We start from the raw sequence: 20,331 nt of genomic DNA, 5'->3' as shown, positions 1-20,331 counted from the left end.
GTCGCGGACCGGGAGGAGGGCACGGTGTCCGAGCTGCTGTCCGCCCTCGACGAGCTGGCCGCCACCGATCTCGCCGAGTTCTCCGACGACGGTCTGCTCGACCTCGTCGGCAGCCTGGTGGCCGCGACGAACCGCATGGCGGCCGCGCTGACCACGGCGGTCCGTGCGGCCGACCGCCGGGAGGCCTACCGCCGTGACGGCGCCGTCTCCATGAAGGCCTGGCTGCGGGGCAGCTGCCGCATGGCGCCCGAGCAGGCCACCGCGACGGTCTCCACCGGCCGGCGGCTCGAGCAGCTCCCGGAAACAGCGGCGGCCTTCGCCGCCGGGGCGATCAGTGCCGCGCACGCTCGGGTCATCACGAAGGCCATGACGCCCGGCCGGATCGCCAAGGCCGCCGAGATCGGTATCGACCTCGGCGAGACCGACGGCATCCTGGCCGACCTGGCCCGGGCCACAGCCCCGCACGAGACCGCGCGGGGCGTGAAGGAGTGGGTCGCCGGAGTGGACCCCGACGGGACCTTGGACGACGCCGCCGACGTGCGCCGCCGGTTCACCATGGCGTCCGGGCTCGACGGCCGGGTGCACCTGCGCGGTGACCTCGATGCCGTCGGCGGCGAGTACCTGCACACCGCGCTCGCCGCTCTCATGAACGGCGACCGCCCTGCCGGTGACCTCCGGTCCCACGCCGAGCGGCAGGCCGACGCGCTGGTCGCGCTGGCTCGCGGGGCTCTCGACGGCGGCTCGCTCCCCGACGTCCGCGGGGAGCGGCCACACGTGCGCGTGACGATCGACTGGTTCGCCCTGTGCGCCGCGCGCGGCGCTCCCGGTGTCGCTGGTGGTTCCTTGGGCTGGTCCGGTCCCATCAACCCCGAGACGGCACGCCGGCTGGCCTGCGACGCCAGTATCGCCCGCGTCATCACCGGCCCGGACGGGCTGCCCCTGGACGTCGGCCGAGCGCAGCGGACTTCATCCGCGGCGATCCGCCGGGCCATCGAGGTTCGCGACGCGCACTGCGTCTTCGCCGGCTGCGATGCACCGCCGGAGTGGTGCGACGTCCACCACGTCGTGCACTGGGCACACGGCGGGCCGACGAGCTGCGACAACGGCGCCCTGCTCTGCGAGCGGCACCACACGTCCTGCCACGAGGGCGGGTTCACGATTCGACGAGATCCCGGCACCGGCCGCTGGCGCACCTACCGGCCCGACGGCACGGAGATCCTGAGCCGCGCCGGCCCGTGACCGCTGCGGCGACGCCGCTCGGCTCACACCCCGCGCGGGGCGTACATGATCACCGCGACGCCGACGAGGCAGATCAGTGCGCCGGCGACGTCGTACCGGTCCGGCCGGAAGCCGTCGACGACCATGCCCCAGGCCAGCGAGCCGGCCACGAAGACCCCGCCGTAGGCGGCGAGGATCCGGCCGAAGTTCGCGTCCGGCTGGAGCGTGGCGGCGAACCCGTACAGCCCGAGCGCGATGACGCCGGCGCCGATCCAGGCCCAGCCGCGGTGTTCCCGGACCCCCTGCCACACCAACCAGGCACCGCCGATCTCGGCGACGGCCGCGAGGGCGAAGAGGACCAGGGACCGGGCGACGGTCACTCGACGGCCGCCAGGAACCGGCGGAGGGTCTCGAGGAACACCTCGGGCTGCTCCGAGTGCACCCAGTGGCCGGCGTTCTTGATCCGCACGAGCCGGGTGGACGGGAAGAGCGCGTCCATGTGCGGCCGGTCCTCGGGGAGCACGTAGTGGGAGTTCGCCCCCGCGATCCACAGCACCGGCCCGTCGAACACGGCACCGGGCGGGGGATCGGGGAAGCCGCGCAGCTCGCCGAGGTCTCGCTCGAGCAACTCCAGGTTCAGCCGCCACTGCCAGCCGTCCCCCGACTCCTCCCGGCCGAGGCTCTGCAGCAGGAAGCTGCGCACCATCCGGCTGGGCACGGCGGTGCGGAGGGCGGCGTCGGCGTCGGAACGGGACTCCAGCGCACCCAGGTCGATCGCCCGCATCGCGGCGATGAAGGCCGCGAACGGCGAGGCCTCCTCGTCGGGGTCCTCGGTCCGCCCGCCCTGCAGCGGGTACTCGACCGGGGCGATGTCGACGACCACGAGTGCGCGCAGCAGCTCCGGCCGGCGCAGCGCCAGCTGCATCGCGACCTTGCCGCCCATGGAGTGACCGACGAGGGTGGCCGGCTCGCCGAAGGACTCCAGCTCGGCGGCGACCATCTCGGCCATGTCCACGTAGTCGACACGCTCGGTCCACGGCGAGTGACCGTGGTTGGGCAGGTCGAGCAGGGTCACCCGGTGGTCGTCGGCCAGCCCCCTGGCGATCGTCGTCCAGTTCTTCCCCTGGCCGAAGAGCCCGTGCACGAAGACGACGCGCGGTCCGGCCTCGCCCAGCGTCCGGGCGGCGAGGGCCTCCTCGGGGTTCAACGTCACCCGGCGATTCCACCAGACGCCCGGCGCCGCGCCCCGCTCAGTCCAGCACCACCTCCGTCTCGCCGGTGTCGCCGTCCAGCGCGAGGCACCCGCCGTCGACGTGGCGGGGTCGCCATCCGGGGACGACACGTCCACGACGATCCGACGGCGGCGCGCTCGGCTCCTGCGGGGCGGCGTCGCTTCCCGCCTCTACCGTGCCGGGAGGTCCACGAGGGGGAGCAGATGCCAGGACGACGCCGGAGCGCGACCAGCACTCGACGGTCGACGGGGACCACGAGGAAGGCCGCGCCACGGAAGCCGGCAGCGCGGAAGCCCACGCCGAAGAAGGCCGCGCCCGAGCTGCCCAGCGCGGGCCCGGGGGAGAGGGTGTGGGTGCTGGCCGTGCCGTTCCGCGCGCCCGCGCCGGGAGCGGTCTGGCACCCGGGCCTGCAGGCCCACGTGTGGGTGGGCCGGTCCCTGCCGCCCGAGCTCGCGCCCTACGACCCGCCGCCCTACAGCCTCGAGCGCTTCCTCGAGGACGAGCTCAACGAGGCGCCCCGCCCCCTTCCCGAGGCCCGGCCGCTCACGCCACGGGACCAGCAGTGCGACGGCGCCGACGTGGTGGCGGCCCATGCGGCCGCCGGGGGCAGGGTCTTCCTCCTCGGTGACGATCCCGGCGTCGGCAAGACCGGAACCGCGATCCTGGCGGTCAAGGCGATCGCCGAGCAGCGCGACGTCCGCACCGCGCTGGTCATCGCCGACCGGCCGGCCGCCATCACCATCCCGCACTGGGCGCGCTCGATCGCCGGCTTCGGCGACGGTGGCCTGCGCTGGTGCGTGACCACCTGGGACCGGCTGGGCAAGGTGGCGAAGCTGCGCTTCGACGTCGTCGTCGCCGACGAGGCGCACATGGTGCGGCACACGACGACGCAGCGGTGGAAGCACTGGAAGGCCGTCTCCGGCGCCGCGCGGGTCAAGGACACCCCGTACGTCCTGGCCGCGACCGCGACGCCGGCGCACACCCCCCTGGAGCTGCCCTACCTGGCGCCGGAGTTCGCCGCCCGGCACGAGGAGTCGATCAAGGACTGGGCCGACCTGCCGAAGGCGCTCGAGCGGCACACGTTCCACGTGGAACGTGGCCGCTACGGCTGGCAGTGGACCGAGGACGCCGACGAGCGCCGGGCCGACCTCGCCCGGTTGCAGTCCTGGCTCGCCGACGCCGATCCACCGGCGACGCTGCACCGCCCGGCCCCGTGGGGACCGGTGTCGGTGACGGGGACGCCGGTGCTGCTCAGCCCGGCCGAGCGGGCGCAGTACGAGGCCGAGTGGTCGGAGTTCCGCGCAGAGATGCAACTGGCCCGGCGCGGCCGGCAGTCCGCCCGCGGTCGCGCGGCCCTGCTGCGGTTCCGGCAGAAGGCCGGGCTGATCCGCGTGCAGGCGACGGTCGACTGGATCAAGGCGCAGGTGGAGGCGGAGCGGCAGGTCGCGGTCTCGGTCGAGTTCGTGGAGACGGCGGCTGATCCGATCCGCGAGGCGCTGCTGGACGCCGGCATCCCGGTGGCCGGCATCTACGGGCGCGACCGCTTCGACGTCGAGGCCGAGCGGCTGCGGTTCCAGCGCGGCGACGCGGCGGTGTGCGTCTTCACGGTGACCGCGTCGATCAGCCTGCACGCCGGTGAGCTGCTGCCCGACGGGTCGACGGCGTCGGAGGCGCCCCGCGTGGGGTTGTTCCACCAGCCGCGGTTCTCCGGCATCCAGGCCCGGCAGGTCACCGGGCGCACCCACCGCGACGGGAAGGCCTCTCCGTGGCGGGTGGCGTTCGCGGCCGACACGGTCGAGGAGCAAGTGGCCCGGATGATGGTCGAGCGGCTGGCGGTCAGCGGCTCCACGGCCGGGGCGGACACCTCGGCGCTGCGGGAGATCGCCGAGCTGCTCGACGCCGACTGGCTGCCCAGCACCGCCCTCACCGAGGCCTGAGCTCCACCGGGCTCAGGCTCCCGGCGTGGCCTGCAGGTCGTCGCGAGGCGTCACCAGGTCGGCCCGGACGGGATGGTCGCCGACGCCCGTCTCGGTCCAGGAGACCTCCACGACCTGCCCCGCGCGAAGGGAGCCACGGGCGCTGGGATGCAGCGCTCCCACCTCGACCCAGCAGTGGCCGGGGAGGTCCGGCGACTCGACGAGGCCGCCCCCCTCGTCGCCGTCCCACCGGACGACCGTGCCCACGCTCGTTCCGCTCTGCACCATCCGCCCAGCGTGGCGGGCGACCGACGAGCGGGCAAGGGACCACCACCGACCCGATCCGGCAGACCGCGACGCACCGCGCGGGCGGGCTCCGTGGCGGCTGCGCTCATCGCGACGCGGCCGGCTCGAGCTCCAGGTGCGGACCCGCGCCGACGACCGCCACGCGGTCGCCGTCGACGGCCAGCGCGGTGCCGTCCGCCAGCCCGAACACGCGGTGCCCCAGGTCGCGCGCCGCTTCCCGGAGGGCCTCCTCCGACGCGTTCGGGAAGTACGGCGAGCCCAGGTGCGGCACGACCAGGACGTCGACCAGGCCGAGGCCCACGGTGTCCTCCGGTCGCGGCTGCTCCGACTGGCTCAGCGCGAGGTGCGGCCCGAGCACCATGCTGCCGGCGCTGATCCCGATCAGCAGCCGCTCACCGAGCAGATCGGGCAGCCGGTCGGCCAGGCCCGAGCGGCGCAGCCACCGCAGCAGGTGCGTGGTGTCCCCACCGGTGAGCACCAGGACGTCGGCCGCCTCCAGTCGCGGCTCCCACACCTCGGCCTCCAGCGCCGAGACGTCGACGATGTCGACCTCGGCGAACCCGGCGCGCTGCAAGTTCACGAAGTCGGCGATCAGCCAGCCCTTGTCGCCCGCGATGACGTTGGCCGCCGTGGGGACGACGGCGGCCCGCAGCCCGCTCAGCGGGCGTCCGGCCAGCTCCTCCGTCGCCGCGACCAGCGTCGGGTCGCAGAGGCCGGCGGAGGTGAGCAGCAGCCTCATGCCGGGCAGAGCCAGTCGTCCGACGACGGCGCCACGGCTCCCTCCAGCGGCGGGAAGTGCGTGCGGAAGGTGAACGCCTCGGGGGTCGGGCCGTGCGCTCGCAGGTGCCGGATGCGCGCCTCCGCGTCGTCGGTGGTCGGCAGGGTGCCCGCCGGGATCCACCACAGCGCGGTCGTCGCCTCGGCGGCGCGGGAGAACCACTCCCGGCGCCGCCGCATGATCTGCACGTGCCGCCCGCCGAAGACGTAGGCGGCCAGCGACTCGACGTCCCGCCAGACGGTGAGGTTCACGATCACGCCGTGGCTGCCGGCGGCGTCCCAGCCGAACGCCTGCACCGAGGTGGCGTTGCCGTCCTCGGTCTGCAGCCGCCAGACGAAGCCGGGCGCCCGGTCGGCCTCGGCGTTGACCTCGTCCAGGGCGGCCATGAAATCGGCCAGCACGGGGCTGTCGAGCGGGGCGAGCAGGCGGGAGACGTTGACCTGGGCGAGGTGGTGGTCCACGGGCCGACCGTAGGGCACCCGCCCGTCCGTCGACGAGGTCGGTGGTGACGGCCCCCGGCCCGCTGCGCTAGGTTCGAGCCCGTACGTGGCACGGGGTGTCCCGCCCGGGACTGAGAACACACCCGTCGAACCTGCTCCAGTTCGCACTGGCGAAGGGATGTCACCGGCATGTCCGATGCTGTGGAAGTCGTCGACCTGCGCGCCGCCCGCGCGGCGCTGCGCGAGAACGCACCGCTCGTCCACTGCCTGACCAACACGGTGGTGCAGACGCTCACCGCCAATGCCCTGCTGGCCGTCGGCGCGGCGCCGGCGATGGTCGACGCCCCGGAGGAGGCCGAGGACTTCGCCGCCGTCGCCTCCGCCGTCCTGGTCAACGTGGGCACCGTGCACCAGCGCACCGCCGCGGCGATGCGGCTGGCCGCCCGCTCGGCCGGCGCGGCGGGCACCCCCTGGGTGCTCGACCCGGTGGCCGTGGGTCCGCTGGCCTACCGCACGGCGCTCGCCGGCGAGCTGGTCGAGCTCTCGCCGGTCGTGGTGCGCGGCAACGCCTCGGAGGTCATGGCGCTGGCCGGCGCCGGCGCCGGCGGCCGCGGGGTCGACAGCACCGCCGGCGCCGATGACGCGGCGACCGCCGCCGCACAGCTCGCGGCACGCACCGGGGGTGTGGTGGCCGTCAGCGGCGCGGTGGACCTGATCACCGACGGCGCGCGGACCATCCGGGTGGGCGGCGGCTCACCGCTGCTGACCCGCACCACGGGTGCCGGGTGCGCGCTCGGCGCCCTGGTGGCGGCCTACGTCGCCGCGACCGGCGACGCCCTGACCGGTGCGGTGGCAGGGCACGCGCACGTCGCGCTCGCCGCGGAGCGGGCCGCCGAGACCGCCACGGGGCCCGGCACGTTCGCGCCCGCCTGGCTCGACGCCCTGGACGCCGTCGGCCCCGACGACCTCGCGGGCGCGGACGTGCGGAGCGACTGATGCGACCGGCGTTCGACCCGACGCTCTACCTGGTCACCGACACGGAGCTGTGCCGGCCACGGTCGGTGGCCGACGTGGTCCGCGCGGCGGTGGCCGGTGGGGTCACCGCCGTCCAGGTGCGCGACAAGCACGCCTCCCGCCGGGACCTGCTGGCGCTGACCCGCTCGGTGCAGGCCGCGCTCGCCGACCGGCCGGACGTGGCCGTGCTGGTGAACGACGCCCTCGACGTCGCCCTGCTGGCCGGCGCCTCCGGCGTGCACATCGGGCAGGAGGACCTGCCGGCGGCCGAGGTGCGGGCGGCGCTCGGACCCGACCGGTTGCTCGGCCTCTCCGTGGAGAGCACCGCCGACCTGACCGCCGCCCTGCGGCTGCCGCCGGGCACCGTCGACCACGTGGGCCTGAGCCCGGTGTGGGCGACGCCGACGAAGCCGGAGGCGGGCCCCGGGCTGGGCCTCGACGCGGTGCGGGAGCTGACGGGCGCGGCGCACGCGGGCGGGTTGCCGGCCGTGGCGATCGGCGGCATCGACGCCGCCCGGGCCGCCGCCGTGGCCGCCACCGGGGTGGACGGCGTCTGCGTGGTCTCCGCGGTCTGCGCCGCCCCCGACCCACGCGCTGCGGCCGCGGCGCTCCGTGCCGAGCTCGCCCCGGTGGGTGCGCGATGACGCCCACGGCGCTCACCGTGGCTGGCAGCGACCCCAGCGGCGGAGCGGGCATCCAGGCCGACCTGAAGACCTTCAGCGCGCTCGGCGCGTACGGCACGGCGGTGCTCACCGCGCTCACGGCGCAGAACACCCGGGGAGTCACCGGGGTCCACCCGGTGCCAGCCGACTTCGTGGCCCAGCAGCTGCACACCCTGCTCGACGACGTCGACGTGCACGCCACCAAGCTCGGCATGCTGGGCAGCGCCGACGTGGTGCGGGCGGTGGCGGGCGTGCTGGCCGAGCGGCGCCCCGGCCCGGTCGTCTGCGACCCGGTGATGGTGGCGACCAGCGGGCACCGGCTCATCGACGACGACGCGGTGGCCGCCGTCCGCACCGAGCTGCTGCCGCTCGCGGACCTGATCACCCCGAACGTGCCCGAAGCCGCCGCGCTGCTCGACGGCGAGCCGGCCACCGACGTGGACGGGCTGCACGAGCAGGCGCGGGCACTGCTCGACCTCGGGCCCGGCGCGGTGCTGCTGAAGGGCGGCCACCTCGGCGGCCCCGACAGCGTCGACGTGCTGGCCACGTCCGCCGGGACGACGGAGACCCGCCGCCCCCGGGTGACCACGACGGCGACGCACGGGACCGGCTGCACCCTCTCGTCGGCGTTGACCGCGCTGGCGGCCCGCGCCGGTGCGCCCCCGGACTGGGCAGCCCTGGTGGAGCCCGCCCGCGACTACCTGCAGCGGGCCCTGGCCGGGGGCGGCGCGCTGGGGATCGGGTCCGGCCACGGCCCGGTGCACCACTTCGCCGGGATCTGGCCCGCGTGAGGGGCTTCGGCGACCGGGCCTGGGCGGCGACCGCCGACCTCCGCCGGGCGATCGACGAGCTGCCCTTCCTCGCCGAGCTGGCCGCCGGCACCCTGGCACCCGAGGCGTTCCGCCACTACCTGGAGCAGGACACCCTGTACCTGGGCGGCTACGCCCGCGCGCTGGCGCTGCTGGCGGCCCGCGCCCCGGACCCGGAGGCGGCCGCGTTCTGGGCCGGCTCGGCGCAGAACTGCGCGGTCGTGGAGACGCAGCTGCACGCCGACCTGCTCGGCTCGGAGCTGCTGGGGGAGGCCGGCGCCCCGCCGGAGCCGTCGCCGACCTGCCTGGCGTACACCTCCTACCTCGTGGCGACGGCGGCGACCGCGCCGTACCCGGTCGCCGCCGCGGCCGTCCTGCCCTGCTACTGGGTGTACGCCGACGTCGGCGCCCGGCTGGCCCCCGCCGCGCGGGCCGCCGCCGACCACCCGTACCGCCGGTGGGTGGCCACCTACGACGCCGCCCCGTTCCAGGAGGCCGCGGCCGCCGCCCGACGGCTGACCGACGCCGCGGCGCGCACCGCGCCCGACCAGGAGGCCGCCATGCTCACCGCGTTCGCCATCGCCACCCGGTACGAGCTGGAGTCCTGGCGCGCGGCCCACGCCGGCGAGGCGTGGGCCGTCGCGATCTGACCGGCGTCAGCCCCGGGAGGCGCCGTCCCCGTCCGACGAGATCGGCACGGTGGTCACGCCCTGCGCCGCCGAGCCGCTGAGCCGGCGCAGCAGCGCTGCCACGTCGATGCCGGTGAGGTCACCGGACAGCTGCAGCCCCTGGGCGACGTTCGCCGCGACCGACTTCCCCAGCGAGCCCGCCCCGTCGGAGGAGATGACGGTCATCTTGTCCACGCTGGACAGCGGGGCGGCCGCCGCACCCACGACCTCGGGCAGCACCTTGACCAGCATCTCCAGGATCGCCGCCTCGCCGTACTTGGCGAAGGCGTCGGAGCGCGCATCGAGCGCCTCGGCCTCGGCCTGACCGCGGGCGAGGATCGCGGCCGCCTCGGCGGCGCCCTCGCGCTCGACCGCGTCGGCGATCGCCTGGCGGCGCTGCTTCTCGGCCTCACCGCGCTTGGCGCCCTCGATCGCTTCCGCCTCGGCGAGCGCCGAGCGCCGCGCCCGCTCGCCCTCCCCGGAGAGCCGGGCCTGCTCGGCGGCGGCCTGGGCGGCGGCGATGGTGGCCTGGCGCTCCGCCTCGGCGGTGAGGATGGCGGAGTTCTTGCGCCCCTCGGCCTCCTGCTCGACCCGGTAGCGCTCGGCGTCGGCCGGGCGGCGGACCTGGGTGTCGAGCTGGCGCTCGGTCAGCGCCGCCGTCCGCTCGGCGACCTTCTCCTGCTCCATGAGGACCGCCTGGTCCTGCGCGGCCTGCGCCAGCGGCCCGGCGGCCGCCGCGCGGGCCTTCGCGGCGTCGGTCTCGGCGGTGATCTCCGCCTGCTTGAGCGCCAGCTGGCGCTGGGCGATCGCGATCGCCTCGTCGGCCAGCAACTGCTCCTGCTGCGCGGCCTGCCGGGCGCGCGCCTCGGCGATGCTCGCCTCCTTGAGCACCCGGGCGGCCTCCGGGCGGCCCAGGTCGGCCAGGTAGGACCCCTCCGCCTGGATGTCCTGCAGCTGGAAGGTGTCCAGCACGAGACCCTGGCCGGTGAGCGAGGACTCGGCCTCCTCGGCGACGGCGGAGGCGAAGGCGGCCCGGTCGCGGATGATCTCCTCGATGGTCAGCCGGCCGACGATCGAGCGCAGCGCACCGGCGAGCACCTCCGACGTGAAGGTGTCGATGCCCTCCTGCTGGTTGAGGAAGCGCTGGGCGGCCGCGCGGATCGAGCTCTCGGTGCCGCCGACCTTCACGATGGCGACGCCCTCGAGGTCGCACTTCACGCCCTGCTTGCTGACCGCACCGCGGATACCGACCGGGATCCGGCGGCTGGAGAGGTCCATCGTGTGCAGCTTCTGCACGACCGGGAGCACGAAGACGCTCGCGCCCATCACGACCTTCTGGCCGGACTGGTCGCGGGAGACGACGCCGCTGGTGTCGGTGACCTGGCGACCCTGGCGCCCGGTGACGATGAACGCCTGGTTGGGGCCGGCCACCTTGATCCGGGACAGCACCAGCAGGACGAGCAGGATGATCAGGGCGACGATGCCGCCGATCGCGTAGAGCAGCGTCACGGGTGGGTGCCTCCGGGCTCGGTGAGGGGATCCGTCGCGGTGGAGACGACCTGGACGGCGGTCTCGCTGAGTGCCTCGACGACGTAGACGGGGGTGCCGGCCGGCAGCGAGGTGTCGCTGCGGGCAGAGAACTTGAGGGGCTGGCCGGCCAGCGCCAGCCGGACCTCGCCGAAGCCGCCGGCGGGGACGGCCGAGACGACGACGCCCTGCGCCCCGGCGAGGTGGTGGCGGGTCAGCGTCTCCTGCGTCGGCATGTCGCGCAGCGCCCGGGACAGGCGCACCGCGCCCCAGGCCAGGGGCAGGGCGACCACCAGCCCGGCCACGGCGGCGAGCAGGGCGGTGACGCCGGTCGGGAGCCCGGCGGGCAGCAGCGCGGTCGCGGCGGCGCCGCCGAAACCGATGCCGCCCAGCAGTGCGGCGATGGCCGGGACCGAGAAGGGACCGTCGACGTCGCCGCCGAGGTCGCCGATCTCCCCCACGACCGTCGCCAGCAGCAGCACGACGAGGCCGAGCGCGCCGACGACGAGGAACGTCACCGTCGTCGTGTCCACCCAGCTCCCTCCGCGTGTCGTCGTCGGGGAGCCTGGCAGTTCCGTGACCGCCCGGGCAAGGAAGTCGCTCGCCCGGGGGAGCCCGGCGACCCCCGCCTGCGCGGGGCGGGCGATCATCGGGGGCATGAGGCGGGAGGCGAGCATCCTGCACCTGGACCTGGACGCCTTCTTCGCCGCCGTCGAACAGCGCGACAAGCCCTCGCTGCGCGGCCGGCCGGTCGTGGTCGGTGGCGTCGGCGGTCGCGGCGTCGTCGCCACCGCCTCCTACGAGGCCCGGGCGTACGGGGCGCGGTCGGCGATGTCCACCGCGGAGGCGCGCCGGCGGTGCCCTCCGGGGACGGCGTTCCTCGGTGGCCGGTTCCCCGCCTACCGCCGCACCTCCGACGTCGTCATGGACCTGCTCCGCGAGCTCTCCCCGTTGGTGGAACCCGTCTCGATCGACGAGGCGTACGTCGACCTCGCCGCCGGGCCCGGGCACGACCTCTCCGTTTCCGGTGTGACGGAACTAGCCAGGGGGCTCAAGGAGCGCATCGCCGTTGCCACGGGGGGCGTCACCGGGTCGGTCGGCGTGGGCAGCTCGAAGCTGATGGCGAAGATCGGCTCGGACCTGCAGAAGCCCGACGGCCTCGTCGTCGTCCCGCCGGGCGGCGAGCTCGACCTCCTGCACCCGCTGCCGGTCACGCGGCTCGGTGGCGTCGGCCCGGCGACGGCGGAGCGGCTGCACCAGGTCGGCGTGCGCACGGTCGGCGACCTGGCCGCCAAGTCGCTGCCCGACCTCGTGGCGCTCGCCGGCCGCGCCCACGGCGCCGGCTTGCACGCCCTGGCCCGCGCCGAGGACGACCGCGCCGTCGTCCCCGACCGGGGGGTGAAATCGGTGTCGCACGAGGAGACGTTCGAGCGCGACCTCACCGACCTCGCCGTGCTGAATCGGGAGATCGACTCGATGGCGGCGCGGGTCGGCAGCCGGTTGCGCGCCTCGGCGCACTCCGGCCGCACCGTGACCCTCAAGCTGCGCCGGTACGATTTCACCACGATCACCCGGTCCCAGACCCTGGCCCAGCCCACCGACGACGCCCGGCTGATCGCCGCCACGGCCCGCCGCCTGCTCACCGAGGCGGGGACCGGTGGGGGCTTGCGCCTGCTCGGGGTGGGTGTGTCGGGGCTGTCCCTCTACGCGCAGGGCGACCTGTTCGCGACCGAGGACGACGCGCCCGACGAGGCCGCGGCGCCCGAGCCGGAGGCGGCCGCGGAGCCGGAGCTGCCGGTCGAGAAGCGCTGGTGGCCGGGGCAGGACGTGCGGCACGAGGAGCTGGGGGCCGGCTGGGTGTGGGGCCGCGGGCTGGGCCGGGTGACGGTGCGGTTCGAGGGCCCGTTGACGCCGCCGGGCCCGGTGCGCACGCTGGCCGCCGACGACCCGGCACTGCACCCCGCCGAGCCACCCGACTGGAGGGCACCCGGCTGACCGCGACGGGCGGCGCGCTCCGGGTGCGGCCGGCGCCCGTGTAGAACGGCTCCATGACCGGTCGTCCCGAACCCAGCGCCTGGACCCGCATGACCCAGGAGGACCCCGAGCACTCCGCCGCGTACGTCCAGCGGTTCCGCACCCTCGCGGAGCAGGGGATGGACCTGGTGGGGGAGGCGCGGCTCGTGGACGCGATGCTGCCGCGCGGATCGCGGGTCCTGGACGCAGGCTGCGGCCCCGGACGGGTCGGCGCCCACCTGCACGAGGTTGGACACCAGGTGGTGGGCGTCGACGTCGACCCGGTGCTGATCGCCGCGGCCGAGGAGGACCACCCGGGTCCGCGGTGGCTGGTCGGCGACCTCGCCGAGCTGGACCTCCCCGCGCAGCAGGGCATCGACGAGCCCTTCGACGCCATCGTGAGCGCCGGGAACGTGATGGCGTTCCTCGCGCCGTCCACCCGCGGCGCGGTGCTGCGCCGGCTGCGCGCCCACATCGCGCCGGACGGCCGGGCCGTCATCGGCTTCGGCGCGGGCCGCGGCTACGCGTTCGACGACTTCCTCGCCGACGCCCGTGCGGCGGGTTGGGAGCCGGACCTGCTGCTCTCCACGTGGGACCTGCGGCCGTTCACCCCCGACTCCGACTTCCTGGTGGCGGTGCTGCGCCCCGCCTGAGCAGCCGCCCGGGCGCCGTCGTGCCCCTCGTCCCACGGGTCGGACGGTGTCAGCGGGGCAGCCACCGCGGCCGGGTGCTCGGCGGCAGCAGCGCTCCCGCCGTCCACGGAGGACGCCCCGGCGGGGCGACGACCGTGACGGGCCCGGCCGGCGACGGCAGCTCGACCAACCATGGCCCGGGATCGATCGGGGGTCCCGGCCGCTCGTCCCCGGGGCGGGCGTCCAGCAGCCAGTGGGCCGTCGCGGCGAGCGAGAGGTCCGCGCACCAGCCGCCGCCCTCGGTGCGCTGGCGGCCGAGCAGCCCCAGGACGGCGGCTGCGGCCAGGTGGCCGGTCGCGTGGTCGAGCGCCTGCACCGGCAGCGCGCCCGGCACGTCGCCCTCGCCGTATGCCGTCGCGATGCCGGTCGCCGCCTGGACCAGCGAGTCGAAGCCCCGGCGGCTCCCCCACGGGCCGCGCGTGCCCCACGCCGACAGCCGGACCACGACGAGGTGCGGGTGCCGCTCGGCCAGTGACCCGGGATCGAGGCCGTGGCCGTCGAGCGCCCCCGGCCGGTAGCCCTGGACGACGACGTCGGCTCCGGCGACCAGTTCCTCCACCCGGGTGCGGTCGTGCCGGTCGGCCAGGTCGAGCAGCACGTGCCGCTTCCCCGCGCCGGTGTCGCGCAGCAGACCGAGGTCGTCGGGCGCCTGCGGGGAGTCGACCCGCAGGACGTCGGCTCCGTGCGCCGCGAGCGCCCGGGTGGCCACCGGGCCGGCGATGACCCGCGTCAGGTCGAGCACGCGCATCCCGCGCAGCGCGACGCAGCGCCCCGGATGCTCGGCGACGTGGGTCACCGCGACGAGGGGCTGCTCGCGCACCGCCGCCGCCTGGGGGTGCGCCGCCCAGACGGCTTCGCTGCGGACGGCCGCCGCCGCCCCACCTGCCTCGACCACCGCCGTCTCCAGCTCCTCGGCACGCCACCGGAGCGCGGCGGACGCCACGTCCTCACCCAGCACCGCCGTCGCGGCAGCGCGGTGCTGCGGGTAGTTGCCGTGGAGCCGGACCCAGCCGTCGGCGGTCCGCCAGAAGCGGGACAGCGGGGCGAACCCGCCGCCGGCTGGTTTCCCGTGAAACCTCACGTGCCGTTCGCCGGCGAAGGATGCGGCCACGTGCCCCGCGTCGAGGTGGAGCGGTCGTTCCGCCACCTCGCCGACGTCACGGGCGGCGAGCAGCTGCGCGGCGACCGCACCGATCGCGAGCCCCGGGACGTCCAGGCGGCCGGCCAGCCCCGTGCGTGCGCGCACCAGTGGAACGCCGACGTCCCATGCGGCGCCGATCGCCGTCCCCACCTCGTCGACCAGCCGGGCCGCGCCCGGCGGGAGGGTCACCCGGGCCCACCGGGCCCGCGGGACGGCGCCCCACCCGCTGGTGGTGCCAGCGGGATACCGAGCGCGATCGTCAGCTCCAGCACCGTCTGCGGGTCCTCCAGGCCGCGCCCGTAGAGCTGACGTAGCTGCGTCATCCGGTAGCGGACCGTCTGCGGGTGCACGAACAGCGCCGCGGCGACCTGGTCGCGCCGGCCGTGGTGCAGCAGCCAGCAGCGCAGCGTCTCGGTGAGCTTCTCCCGGGCGGCCTCGCCCACCGCCTCCAGCGGGGCCAGGACCCGGGCCCGCAGATCCGCCAGCGCCTCCTCGTCGGCGCGCAGCAGCAGCTCGGCCAGCCGGGCATCGGTGTCCACGGGCCCGTCCTCCGCCCCGGCCATGCCCAGCCGCAGGGCACGCACCGCGCGGCCGTAGGACGCCTGCGCGCTCCACCACGGGCGCGCCGGCCCGACCACCGCCCGGCGGCCCGCCAGGCCGCGCAGCAGGGCGCCGCGTCGGGCGCCGTCGGCGTCCGGCACGAGCAGCACCGCGGTCTCCCCGGCCGGGTCCAGCCCGGGCAGGTCCTCGGTCGCGACGAGGGTGCGCGGATCGAGGGAGACCATCGCGCCGCGGACCCGCCCCTCGGGGAGCAGCGCGACGGTCAGCGTGCGCGGCGGCGTCCAGTCGGCCCGCTGCGCCAGCTCGGTGAGCTCCGTGTGCGGACTGCCGGTCAGCAGCCCGCGCGCCAGCCGCTCGAGCAGGCGCTGGCGCGCGCGCCCGCTGGAGGCCAGCTCGTCGGCGTGCCCGGCGACGCTCGCCGCGGAGAGCCGGTCGATGTAGGCGAACACCAGCTCGGCGAACCGGGCGAGCGACTCGGGGTCCATTCCCGTGCGGACGGCGGTGGCGCTCATGTCCCGCCATGACACCCGCGCACCCACCCGGTAGGCGGCCAGCAGCGCGTCCATCGAGCGGCCGCTGCGCGCCTCACCGCGGCCCAGGGCGTACGCGGCCTCGACGACCGGGCCCCCGGGGGTGCCGGCGTCCACGTTGCCCCCGGCGGCGGCGACCTGCAGGAAGCCCCGCAACGCCATCTCGACGGCGGCGGAGATCTTGCGACCCATCGGGCCGGCGAACGCGTCCGCGTAGCTGGGGACGCCCACGATGATCTCCTCCACCGCCCGCTCGGCGACAGCCGTCAGCTCGGCGCGCATCGCCTCCGCGACGGTCTCCGGGAACGGTGCCGGGTCCGGGGACATCGGGTCTCCTTTGTTCAGCCGGAACAGAAGCTACCGCTGGATTCACATCCGGAGCACAGGTATCTGGTGCTCGGACTGGGAAAGCTGAGTACATGACAGCAACCGCCCCTCGCCCCGCTGCGGCTCGCCCGCCGACGCGGAGCGCGCTGCGCGACCGGGTGTTCAGGCTCGCCGAGCTGGTGACCACCCCGCTGCTGCCGGTCGACTACCTCGACCTGTTCGACCCGCTCCGCTCGGGTGCGGCTCTGCGCGGTCGGATCGAGGCCGTGCAGCGGGAGACCCGGGACGCGGCGAGCATCGTGATCCGCCCCGGCCGCGACTGGCTGCCGCACACGCCCGGCCAGTACGTCCGCACCGGCGTCGACATCGACGGGGTCCGCCAGTGGCGCGCCTACTCGATCACCTCGGTCCTCGGCCGGGCCGACGGCTGCTTCACCATCACGGTGAAGGCCATCCCCGACGGCAAGGTCAGCAACTACCTGGTGCACCGCGTGCAGCCGGGCACGATCGTCCAGCTCGACCAGGCCACCGGGGAGTTCTGCCTGCCCGAGCAGGTGCCGGCCAAGGCGCTGTTCGTCACCGCCGGGTCCGGCATCACGCCGGTCATGGGCATCCTGCGCAACCACGCCGACTCCCTGGCCGACACCGTGCTGGTCCACTCGGCGCCCACCGCCGACGACGTCGTCTTCGGCGACGAGCTGCGGCAGATGGCCGCCGAGGGCCGGATCCGGCTCATCGAGCAGCACACCGACAGCGCCGGCATGCTCGACGCGCGGTCGATCGCCGAACTGGTGCCCGACCTGCACGAGCGCGCCACCTGGGCCTGCGGCCCCGTCGGCATGCTGGAGGCGCTGGAGGAGCACTGGGCCTCGGTCGGCATCGCCGACCGGCTCTACACCGAGCGCTTCCGCCCGCGGATCGCCGTCACCGGCGAGGGCGGCACCGTCACCTTCACCAGGAACGGCGCGAGCGTCGAGGCCGACGGCGCGACCCCCATCCTCGACGCCGCCGAGGAGGCCGGCGTCCTCATGCCGAGCGGCTGCCGGATGGGCATCTGCTACGGCTGCGTGCTCCCCCTGCGCGAGGGCGCGGTCCGCGACCTGCGCAACGGGGAGATCACCACCGCGGAGGACGTCGGCGACGGCGTTCTCGTCCAGACCTGCATCAGCGCCCCCGCCGGCGCCTGCGCCATCGACCACTGATCCAGCCGAACCGAGGAGCCGGACACATGACCGTTCTGCAGAAGAAGCCCGAGAACCCGATCGCCCACCTGACCGCCGAGGACATCGAGCTCATCGGCAAGGAGCTCGACACCATCCGGCAGGAGGTGCGCGACAGCCTCGGTGAGGACGACGCGAAGTACATCCGCACGGTCATCGACGTGCAGCGCAAGCTCGAGCTGGGCAGCCGCGCCGTCCTGCTGTTCTCCAAGTTCCCCCCGGCGTGGGTGCTCGGCACCGCCGGCCTCTCGATCGCCAAGATCCTCGAGAACATGGAGATCGGGCACAACATCCTGCACGGCCAGTGGGACTGGATGCGCGACCCGAAGATCCACTCCACGACGTGGGAGTGGGACATGGCCAGCCCGGCCGCGCAGTGGAAGCACTCGCACAACGAGCTGCACCACACGTACACGAACGTCGTCGGCAAGGACAACGACCTCGGCTACGGCATCATGCGCGTCGACGAGGACCAGAAGTGGCACCCGTTGTACCTGGCGCAGCCGCTGTGGAACTTCATCAACGCCTGCTTCTTCGAGTACGGGATCGCCGCGTACGACCTGGAGCTGGGCAAGAACCTGGCAACCAAGAAGCGGCGCAACGACCCGAAGTTCCGGGCTGCCGCCAAGCAGGTGCTGAAGAAGATCCGCAACCAGGCCGCCAAGGACTACGTCGTCCACCCGCTGCTGTCGGGCCCGTCGTTCCTGCCGACGCTGGCCGCGAACTTCACCGCCAACGTCGTGCGGAACCTGTGGTCGCACTCGGTCATCATGTGCGGCCACTTCCCCGAGGGCGTGGAGACCTTCGAGAAGACCTCGATCGAGGGGGAGACCCGCGGCGAGTGGTACCTCCGCCAGATGCTGGGCTCGGCGAACATCTCCGGCAGCAAGGCCATGCACATCATGACCGGGAACCTGTCGCACCAGGTGGAGCACCACCTGTTCCCCGACCTCCCGAGCAACCGGTACGCCGAGATCGCCCCGCGGGTGAAGGAGATCTTCGACCGCTACGACCTGACCTACCACTCCGCCCCGCTGTACAAGCAGGTCGCGAGCGCGTGGCACAAGGTCATCCGGCTCTCGCTGCCCAACGGCTGGCTCGCCGAGACGACGCCGAAGAACGCCCCGGCGCAGCTGGCCAAGCTGTACAAGATGACCACCGGCGGGCCCAAGGTCCGCCGCGAGCTGATGCGCGCCGCCGCCTGAGAAAGGACCCCGCCCACCTCACCCTTCGCTCGCTCAGGGTGGGCCTCGGGGCAGGGCCGTGAACGGGAGAGGCCCAGGACCGTCGTGGTCCTGGGCCTCTCGCGTGCAACGCCCCCCGGCGCTCAGGGCATCAGCCCTGGCCGGGGAAGTTCAGCGACCACAGCAACGTCGGGTCGCTGATCGGCACCTCCCACACCGGGCCGTCGAGATCGGGGTCGACGACCTCCCCGCGGCCGAGGAATGCCGCGACCTGCCCCTGGGCCTGCATCGCGGCCACCGGGAACCGCGCGACGTCCAGCAGGAAGCCGTGCGGGTTGAGCGCGGCGGTGGTGGCCTCGTCGTTGCGGAAGAGGCTCGTCCGCGACCACAGGTCACCGGCGTCGACCAGCGTGTAGGACGTCGGGTTCGGCACCGTCTGGTCACCGAACGCGACCTGGACCAGCACCCGGTCGTGCCGGATCAGCGGCGCGAACGTCTCCGGGCTGCCGGGTCGGGTCAGCCACGTCGCCTTGGCCAGGTAGTCCTGGATGGCCAGGGCACCGGGCGCGGTCGCGGTCACCGGGCCCTCACCGCGCAGCGGCAGCTGCTCCTCGAAGAACCAGCGGCTGGCGTCGGGGCTGTTGGGCGCCAGACCCGCGGCCTGGAGCGCCTGGAAGGTGAGCGGCCGGAAGGCCGGCGAGAGGCGCGAGATCTCGCTGATCGGGCCCCCGGGCACGTTGAGCACCGAGCGGGCAATCGCCCGGTCGGCGCCGGCGAGCATGGTGCCGTAGATGCCACCGAAGCTCTGCCCGAAGTAGGTGACCCGCGCGCCGGACAGGTCGCCGCGCCGGTCGCCGTCGACGTCCGTTCCGCCCAGCGAGCGGACCAGCGTCATGATGTCGGCCGCGGTCTGGCGGAGCGCGTCCCGGGACGAGACCGCACCGGCCGCCCCCGTGGCCGAGGAGCCCTCGGTGCTGCCGAAGAGCCCGTCACCGTCCTGGTCGATGCCCCGGCCGTAGCTCGGGAACGTCCGGGTCTCGCCCGCTGCCGTGGTGATCTGCCAGCTGCTCTCCGGGCCGTACCCGTGCCCGACCACGTTGGTCCCGATGGTCGCGATGCCGCTGCGGGCGTTGGTGAGGGCGGCGAGGAACACGCTGGTCGTCGAGCCGGTGAAGCCGTGCCCGAAGACTGCGGTGGGCCAGCCGCCGTCCGGCGCGGGGCCGGGCGGGAGGACGGCGACGAAGGGCAGGCGGTCGGCCTCGACCGGCGCCGGACCGTCGTCCCGGGTCGGCGTCTGGGTGATGGCGCCGTCGGGGGTGAGCCAGGACGGTGCCTGGTAGGAACCGAACACCAGCGTGCTGCCGGCGGGCAGGAGGTTGATCGGCTGGACGCTCGGCCCGGCCGGGGTGCCCCCCGGCGTGGCGGGAGCCGGCCGGTCGGGGACGAAGGTGACCGTCGAGCCCGTCACCGGGACGACGCCGTCGATCTCCAGCCCGGGGCGCGCGATCCCGAGCTCGCGCAGCGCGCGGTTCGACTGGATCTGCCGGTTCAGGTCGAGCAGTCCGTCGGTGGCGCTCAGCGTCGTGAAGGTCTCGGTGGTGGCCGAGTTCGCCGGCCCGGCCTGCACGTCGATGCGGTACGTGGTGCCCGGTGCGAGCTGCTCCACGGGGTGGGCGTACAGCGTGTTGGTGGCCGGGTCCCAGACGACGCGGTCGACGCCGGTGCGCCACCCGCCGCGCTCCTGCCGCACGGTGATCCGCTCGGCGACCTGGGCCGGGTCGACCGGGGCGCTGAAGCGGACGGCGATGCGCGGGTCGAGGTCGAAGCCGTCGAGCTGGTTGAGCCGCTCGACGAGACCGCAGGTGACGACGGTGCCGCAGTTCTCCGTCGGCAGGGCGACCCGCAGGCCGGTGAGCTGCTGCCGGTCGGGAACGGTCAGGTCGTTCGTGGGGAAGACCGATACCGGCTGGGCCGGTGCGGGGGCGGCGAGCGCGGGGGAGGCGGTGGCCGTGACGGTCACCGCCGCAGCCAGGGCGCTGATGACCGACGCGGTCGTCCGGCGCCAGGGATGTGAGGACAACGGGTCTCCTATG

20 protein-coding genes and 1 riboswitch are annotated in these 20,331 nt (G+C 75.0%); of the genes, 10 read left to right on the top strand and 10 right to left on the bottom strand.

The window, feature by feature from the left end:
* The first annotated feature begins 24 nt into the window (after window positions 1-24).
* Window positions 25-1,239: a DUF222 domain-containing protein gene (locus ACI8AP_RS12355; RefSeq protein WP_456589639.1), complete on the top strand. Its 1,215-nt coding sequence runs from the start codon at window positions 25-27 to the stop codon at window positions 1,237-1,239.
* A gap of 23 nt (window positions 1,240-1,262) precedes the next feature.
* On the opposite strand, the gene ACI8AP_RS12350 is transcribed toward ACI8AP_RS12355, so the two are convergent.
* Window positions 1,263-1,598 (bottom strand): YnfA family protein, encoded by a 336-nt coding sequence (locus ACI8AP_RS12350; protein ID WP_456589638.1) that lies wholly within the window; start codon window positions 1,596-1,598, stop codon window positions 1,263-1,265.
* A complete protein-coding gene (locus ACI8AP_RS12345) occupies window positions 1,595-2,431 on the bottom strand; it encodes an alpha/beta fold hydrolase (protein WP_456589637.1) in 837 nt (278 codons plus the stop codon). Before ACI8AP_RS12345 ends, ACI8AP_RS12350 begins: the two co-directional genes overlap by 4 nt.
* A gap of 372 nt (window positions 2,432-2,803) precedes the next feature.
* Here ACI8AP_RS12345 and ACI8AP_RS12340 point away from each other — a divergent pair, with 372 nt between their 5' ends.
* Window positions 2,804-4,387 carry a helicase gene (locus ACI8AP_RS12340; protein ID WP_456589636.1) on the top strand — a complete coding sequence of 528 codons (1,584 nt, stop codon included), beginning with the start codon at window positions 2,804-2,806 and terminating at the stop codon, window positions 4,385-4,387.
* Window positions 4,388-4,399: 12 nt separating this feature from the next.
* Here the strand turns inward: ACI8AP_RS12340 and ACI8AP_RS12335 are convergent, their stop codons facing one another.
* The 3 genes from ACI8AP_RS12335 to ACI8AP_RS12325 all read right to left on the bottom strand — a co-directional run bounded on the left by ACI8AP_RS12335 (window position 4,400) and on the right by ACI8AP_RS12325 (window position 5,911).
* Window positions 4,400-4,654 carry a hypothetical protein gene (locus tag ACI8AP_RS12335; RefSeq protein ID WP_456589635.1) on the bottom strand — a complete coding sequence of 85 codons (255 nt, stop codon included), beginning with the start codon at window positions 4,652-4,654 and terminating at the stop codon, window positions 4,400-4,402.
* A gap of 103 nt (window positions 4,655-4,757) precedes the next feature.
* The gene (locus ACI8AP_RS12330; protein WP_456589634.1) at window positions 4,758-5,411 is read right to left on the bottom strand and encodes a Type 1 glutamine amidotransferase-like domain-containing protein; all 654 of its coding nucleotides are present in this window, start codon (window positions 5,409-5,411) and stop codon (window positions 4,758-4,760) included.
* Window positions 5,408-5,911: a DUF3291 domain-containing protein gene (locus tag ACI8AP_RS12325; RefSeq protein ID WP_456589633.1), complete on the bottom strand. Its 504-nt coding sequence runs from the start codon at window positions 5,909-5,911 to the stop codon at window positions 5,408-5,410. Before ACI8AP_RS12325 ends, ACI8AP_RS12330 begins: the two co-directional genes overlap by 4 nt.
* 81 nt (window positions 5,912-5,992) lie before the next feature.
* Window positions 5,993-6,086: riboswitch (TPP riboswitch) on the top strand.
* Here ACI8AP_RS12325 and thiM point away from each other — a divergent pair.
* From thiM to ACI8AP_RS12305, 4 genes are all read left to right on the top strand, one after another.
* Complete coding sequence (gene thiM / locus ACI8AP_RS12320; RefSeq protein WP_456589632.1) at window positions 6,080-6,886, top strand: hydroxyethylthiazole kinase; 807 nt, start codon at window positions 6,080-6,082, stop codon at window positions 6,884-6,886. (Overlaps the previous riboswitch by 7 nt.)
* On the top strand, window positions 6,886-7,548 hold the full coding sequence (gene thiE / locus ACI8AP_RS12315) for a thiamine phosphate synthase (RefSeq protein WP_456589631.1): 663 nt from the start codon (window positions 6,886-6,888) through the stop codon (window positions 7,546-7,548). The genes thiM and thiE overlap by 1 nt, the downstream gene beginning before the upstream one ends.
* The gene (gene thiD / locus ACI8AP_RS12310) at window positions 7,545-8,357 is read left to right on the top strand and encodes a bifunctional hydroxymethylpyrimidine kinase/phosphomethylpyrimidine kinase (protein ID WP_456589630.1); all 813 of its coding nucleotides are present in this window, start codon (window positions 7,545-7,547) and stop codon (window positions 8,355-8,357) included. The genes thiE and thiD overlap by 4 nt, the downstream gene beginning before the upstream one ends.
* Entirely contained in the window at window positions 8,354-9,025 is a 672-nt protein-coding gene (locus ACI8AP_RS12305; protein ID WP_456589629.1) for a TenA family protein, read from the top strand. The genes thiD and ACI8AP_RS12305 overlap by 4 nt, the downstream gene beginning before the upstream one ends.
* Before the next feature lie 6 nt (window positions 9,026-9,031).
* Here the strand turns inward: ACI8AP_RS12305 and ACI8AP_RS12300 are convergent, their stop codons facing one another.
* Together ACI8AP_RS12300 and ACI8AP_RS12295 are read right to left on the bottom strand one after the other, a co-directional pair.
* Window positions 9,032-10,552 carry a flotillin family protein gene (locus ACI8AP_RS12300; protein ID WP_456589628.1) on the bottom strand — a complete coding sequence of 507 codons (1,521 nt, stop codon included), beginning with the start codon at window positions 10,550-10,552 and terminating at the stop codon, window positions 9,032-9,034.
* A complete protein-coding gene (locus ACI8AP_RS12295; protein ID WP_456589627.1) occupies window positions 10,549-11,103 on the bottom strand; it encodes an NfeD family protein in 555 nt (184 codons plus the stop codon). Before ACI8AP_RS12295 ends, ACI8AP_RS12300 begins: the two co-directional genes overlap by 4 nt.
* A 124-nt stretch (window positions 11,104-11,227) precedes the next feature.
* Here ACI8AP_RS12295 and ACI8AP_RS12290 point away from each other — a divergent pair, with 124 nt between their 5' ends.
* Together ACI8AP_RS12290 and ACI8AP_RS12285 are read left to right on the top strand one after the other, a co-directional pair.
* Window positions 11,228-12,565, top strand: coding sequence for a DNA polymerase IV (locus tag ACI8AP_RS12290; protein ID WP_456589626.1), 1,338 nt, complete (start codon window positions 11,228-11,230; stop codon window positions 12,563-12,565).
* Between the two features lie 53 nt (window positions 12,566-12,618).
* Window positions 12,619-13,236, top strand: coding sequence for a class I SAM-dependent methyltransferase (locus ACI8AP_RS12285; protein ID WP_456589625.1), 618 nt, complete (start codon window positions 12,619-12,621; stop codon window positions 13,234-13,236).
* A gap of 49 nt (window positions 13,237-13,285) precedes the next feature.
* On the opposite strand, the gene ACI8AP_RS12280 is transcribed toward ACI8AP_RS12285, so the two are convergent.
* The gene (locus ACI8AP_RS12280) at window positions 13,286-14,605 is read right to left on the bottom strand and encodes a CoA transferase (RefSeq protein WP_456589624.1); all 1,320 of its coding nucleotides are present in this window, start codon (window positions 14,603-14,605) and stop codon (window positions 13,286-13,288) included.
* Window positions 14,602-15,834, bottom strand: a complete 1,233-nt coding sequence (locus tag ACI8AP_RS12275) for a PucR family transcriptional regulator (RefSeq protein ID WP_456589623.1) — start codon at window positions 15,832-15,834, stop codon at window positions 14,602-14,604. The genes ACI8AP_RS12280 and ACI8AP_RS12275 overlap by 4 nt, the downstream gene beginning before the upstream one ends.
* A gap of 92 nt (window positions 15,835-15,926) precedes the next feature.
* Between ACI8AP_RS12275 and ACI8AP_RS12270 the strand changes: the two genes are divergently transcribed.
* Complete coding sequence (locus ACI8AP_RS12270; RefSeq protein WP_456589622.1) at window positions 15,927-17,036, top strand: ferredoxin reductase; 1,110 nt, start codon at window positions 15,927-15,929, stop codon at window positions 17,034-17,036.
* A 26-nt stretch (window positions 17,037-17,062) separates the two neighbouring features.
* Entirely contained in the window at window positions 17,063-18,259 is a 1,197-nt protein-coding gene (locus ACI8AP_RS12265) for a fatty acid desaturase family protein (protein ID WP_456589621.1), read from the top strand.
* A gap of 130 nt (window positions 18,260-18,389) precedes the next feature.
* On the opposite strand, the gene ACI8AP_RS12260 is transcribed toward ACI8AP_RS12265, so the two are convergent.
* The gene (locus ACI8AP_RS12260) at window positions 18,390-20,318 is read right to left on the bottom strand and encodes an Ig-like domain-containing protein (protein ID WP_456589620.1); all 1,929 of its coding nucleotides are present in this window, start codon (window positions 20,316-20,318) and stop codon (window positions 18,390-18,392) included.
* Window positions 20,319-20,331 lie beyond the last annotated feature (13 nt).

It is taken from the genome of Blastococcus sp. SYSU DS1021, from assembly GCF_054050995.1.
Note: the sequence above shows the minus strand (reverse complement) of the source record. Positions and strands in the feature narration are given on the sequence as shown.

Excerpts from the sequence above, each read along its gene's own strand:
- ACI8AP_RS12335 (WP_456589635.1), bottom strand. The coding sequence starts at position 4,654 with ATGGTGCAGAGCGGAACGAGCGTGGGCACGGTCGTCCGGTGGGACGGC.
- ACI8AP_RS12275 (WP_456589623.1), bottom strand. The coding sequence starts at position 15,834 with ATGTCCCCGGACCCGGCACCGTTCCCGGAGACCGTCGCGGAGGCGATG.
- ACI8AP_RS12330 (WP_456589634.1), bottom strand. The coding sequence starts at position 5,411 with ATGAGGCTGCTGCTCACCTCCGCCGGCCTCTGCGACCCGACGCTGGTC.
- thiM (WP_456589632.1), top strand. The coding sequence starts at position 6,080 with ATGTCCGATGCTGTGGAAGTCGTCGACCTGCGCGCCGCCCGCGCGGCG.
- ACI8AP_RS12290 (WP_456589626.1), top strand. The coding sequence starts at position 11,228 with ATGAGGCGGGAGGCGAGCATCCTGCACCTGGACCTGGACGCCTTCTTC.
- thiD (WP_456589630.1), top strand. The coding sequence starts at position 7,545 with ATGACGCCCACGGCGCTCACCGTGGCTGGCAGCGACCCCAGCGGCGGA.
- ACI8AP_RS12265 (WP_456589621.1), top strand. The coding sequence starts at position 17,063 with ATGACCGTTCTGCAGAAGAAGCCCGAGAACCCGATCGCCCACCTGACC.
- thiE (WP_456589631.1), top strand. The coding sequence starts at position 6,886 with ATGCGACCGGCGTTCGACCCGACGCTCTACCTGGTCACCGACACGGAG.
- ACI8AP_RS12270 (WP_456589622.1), top strand. The coding sequence starts at position 15,927 with ATGACAGCAACCGCCCCTCGCCCCGCTGCGGCTCGCCCGCCGACGCGG.
- ACI8AP_RS12285 (WP_456589625.1), top strand. The coding sequence starts at position 12,619 with ATGACCGGTCGTCCCGAACCCAGCGCCTGGACCCGCATGACCCAGGAG.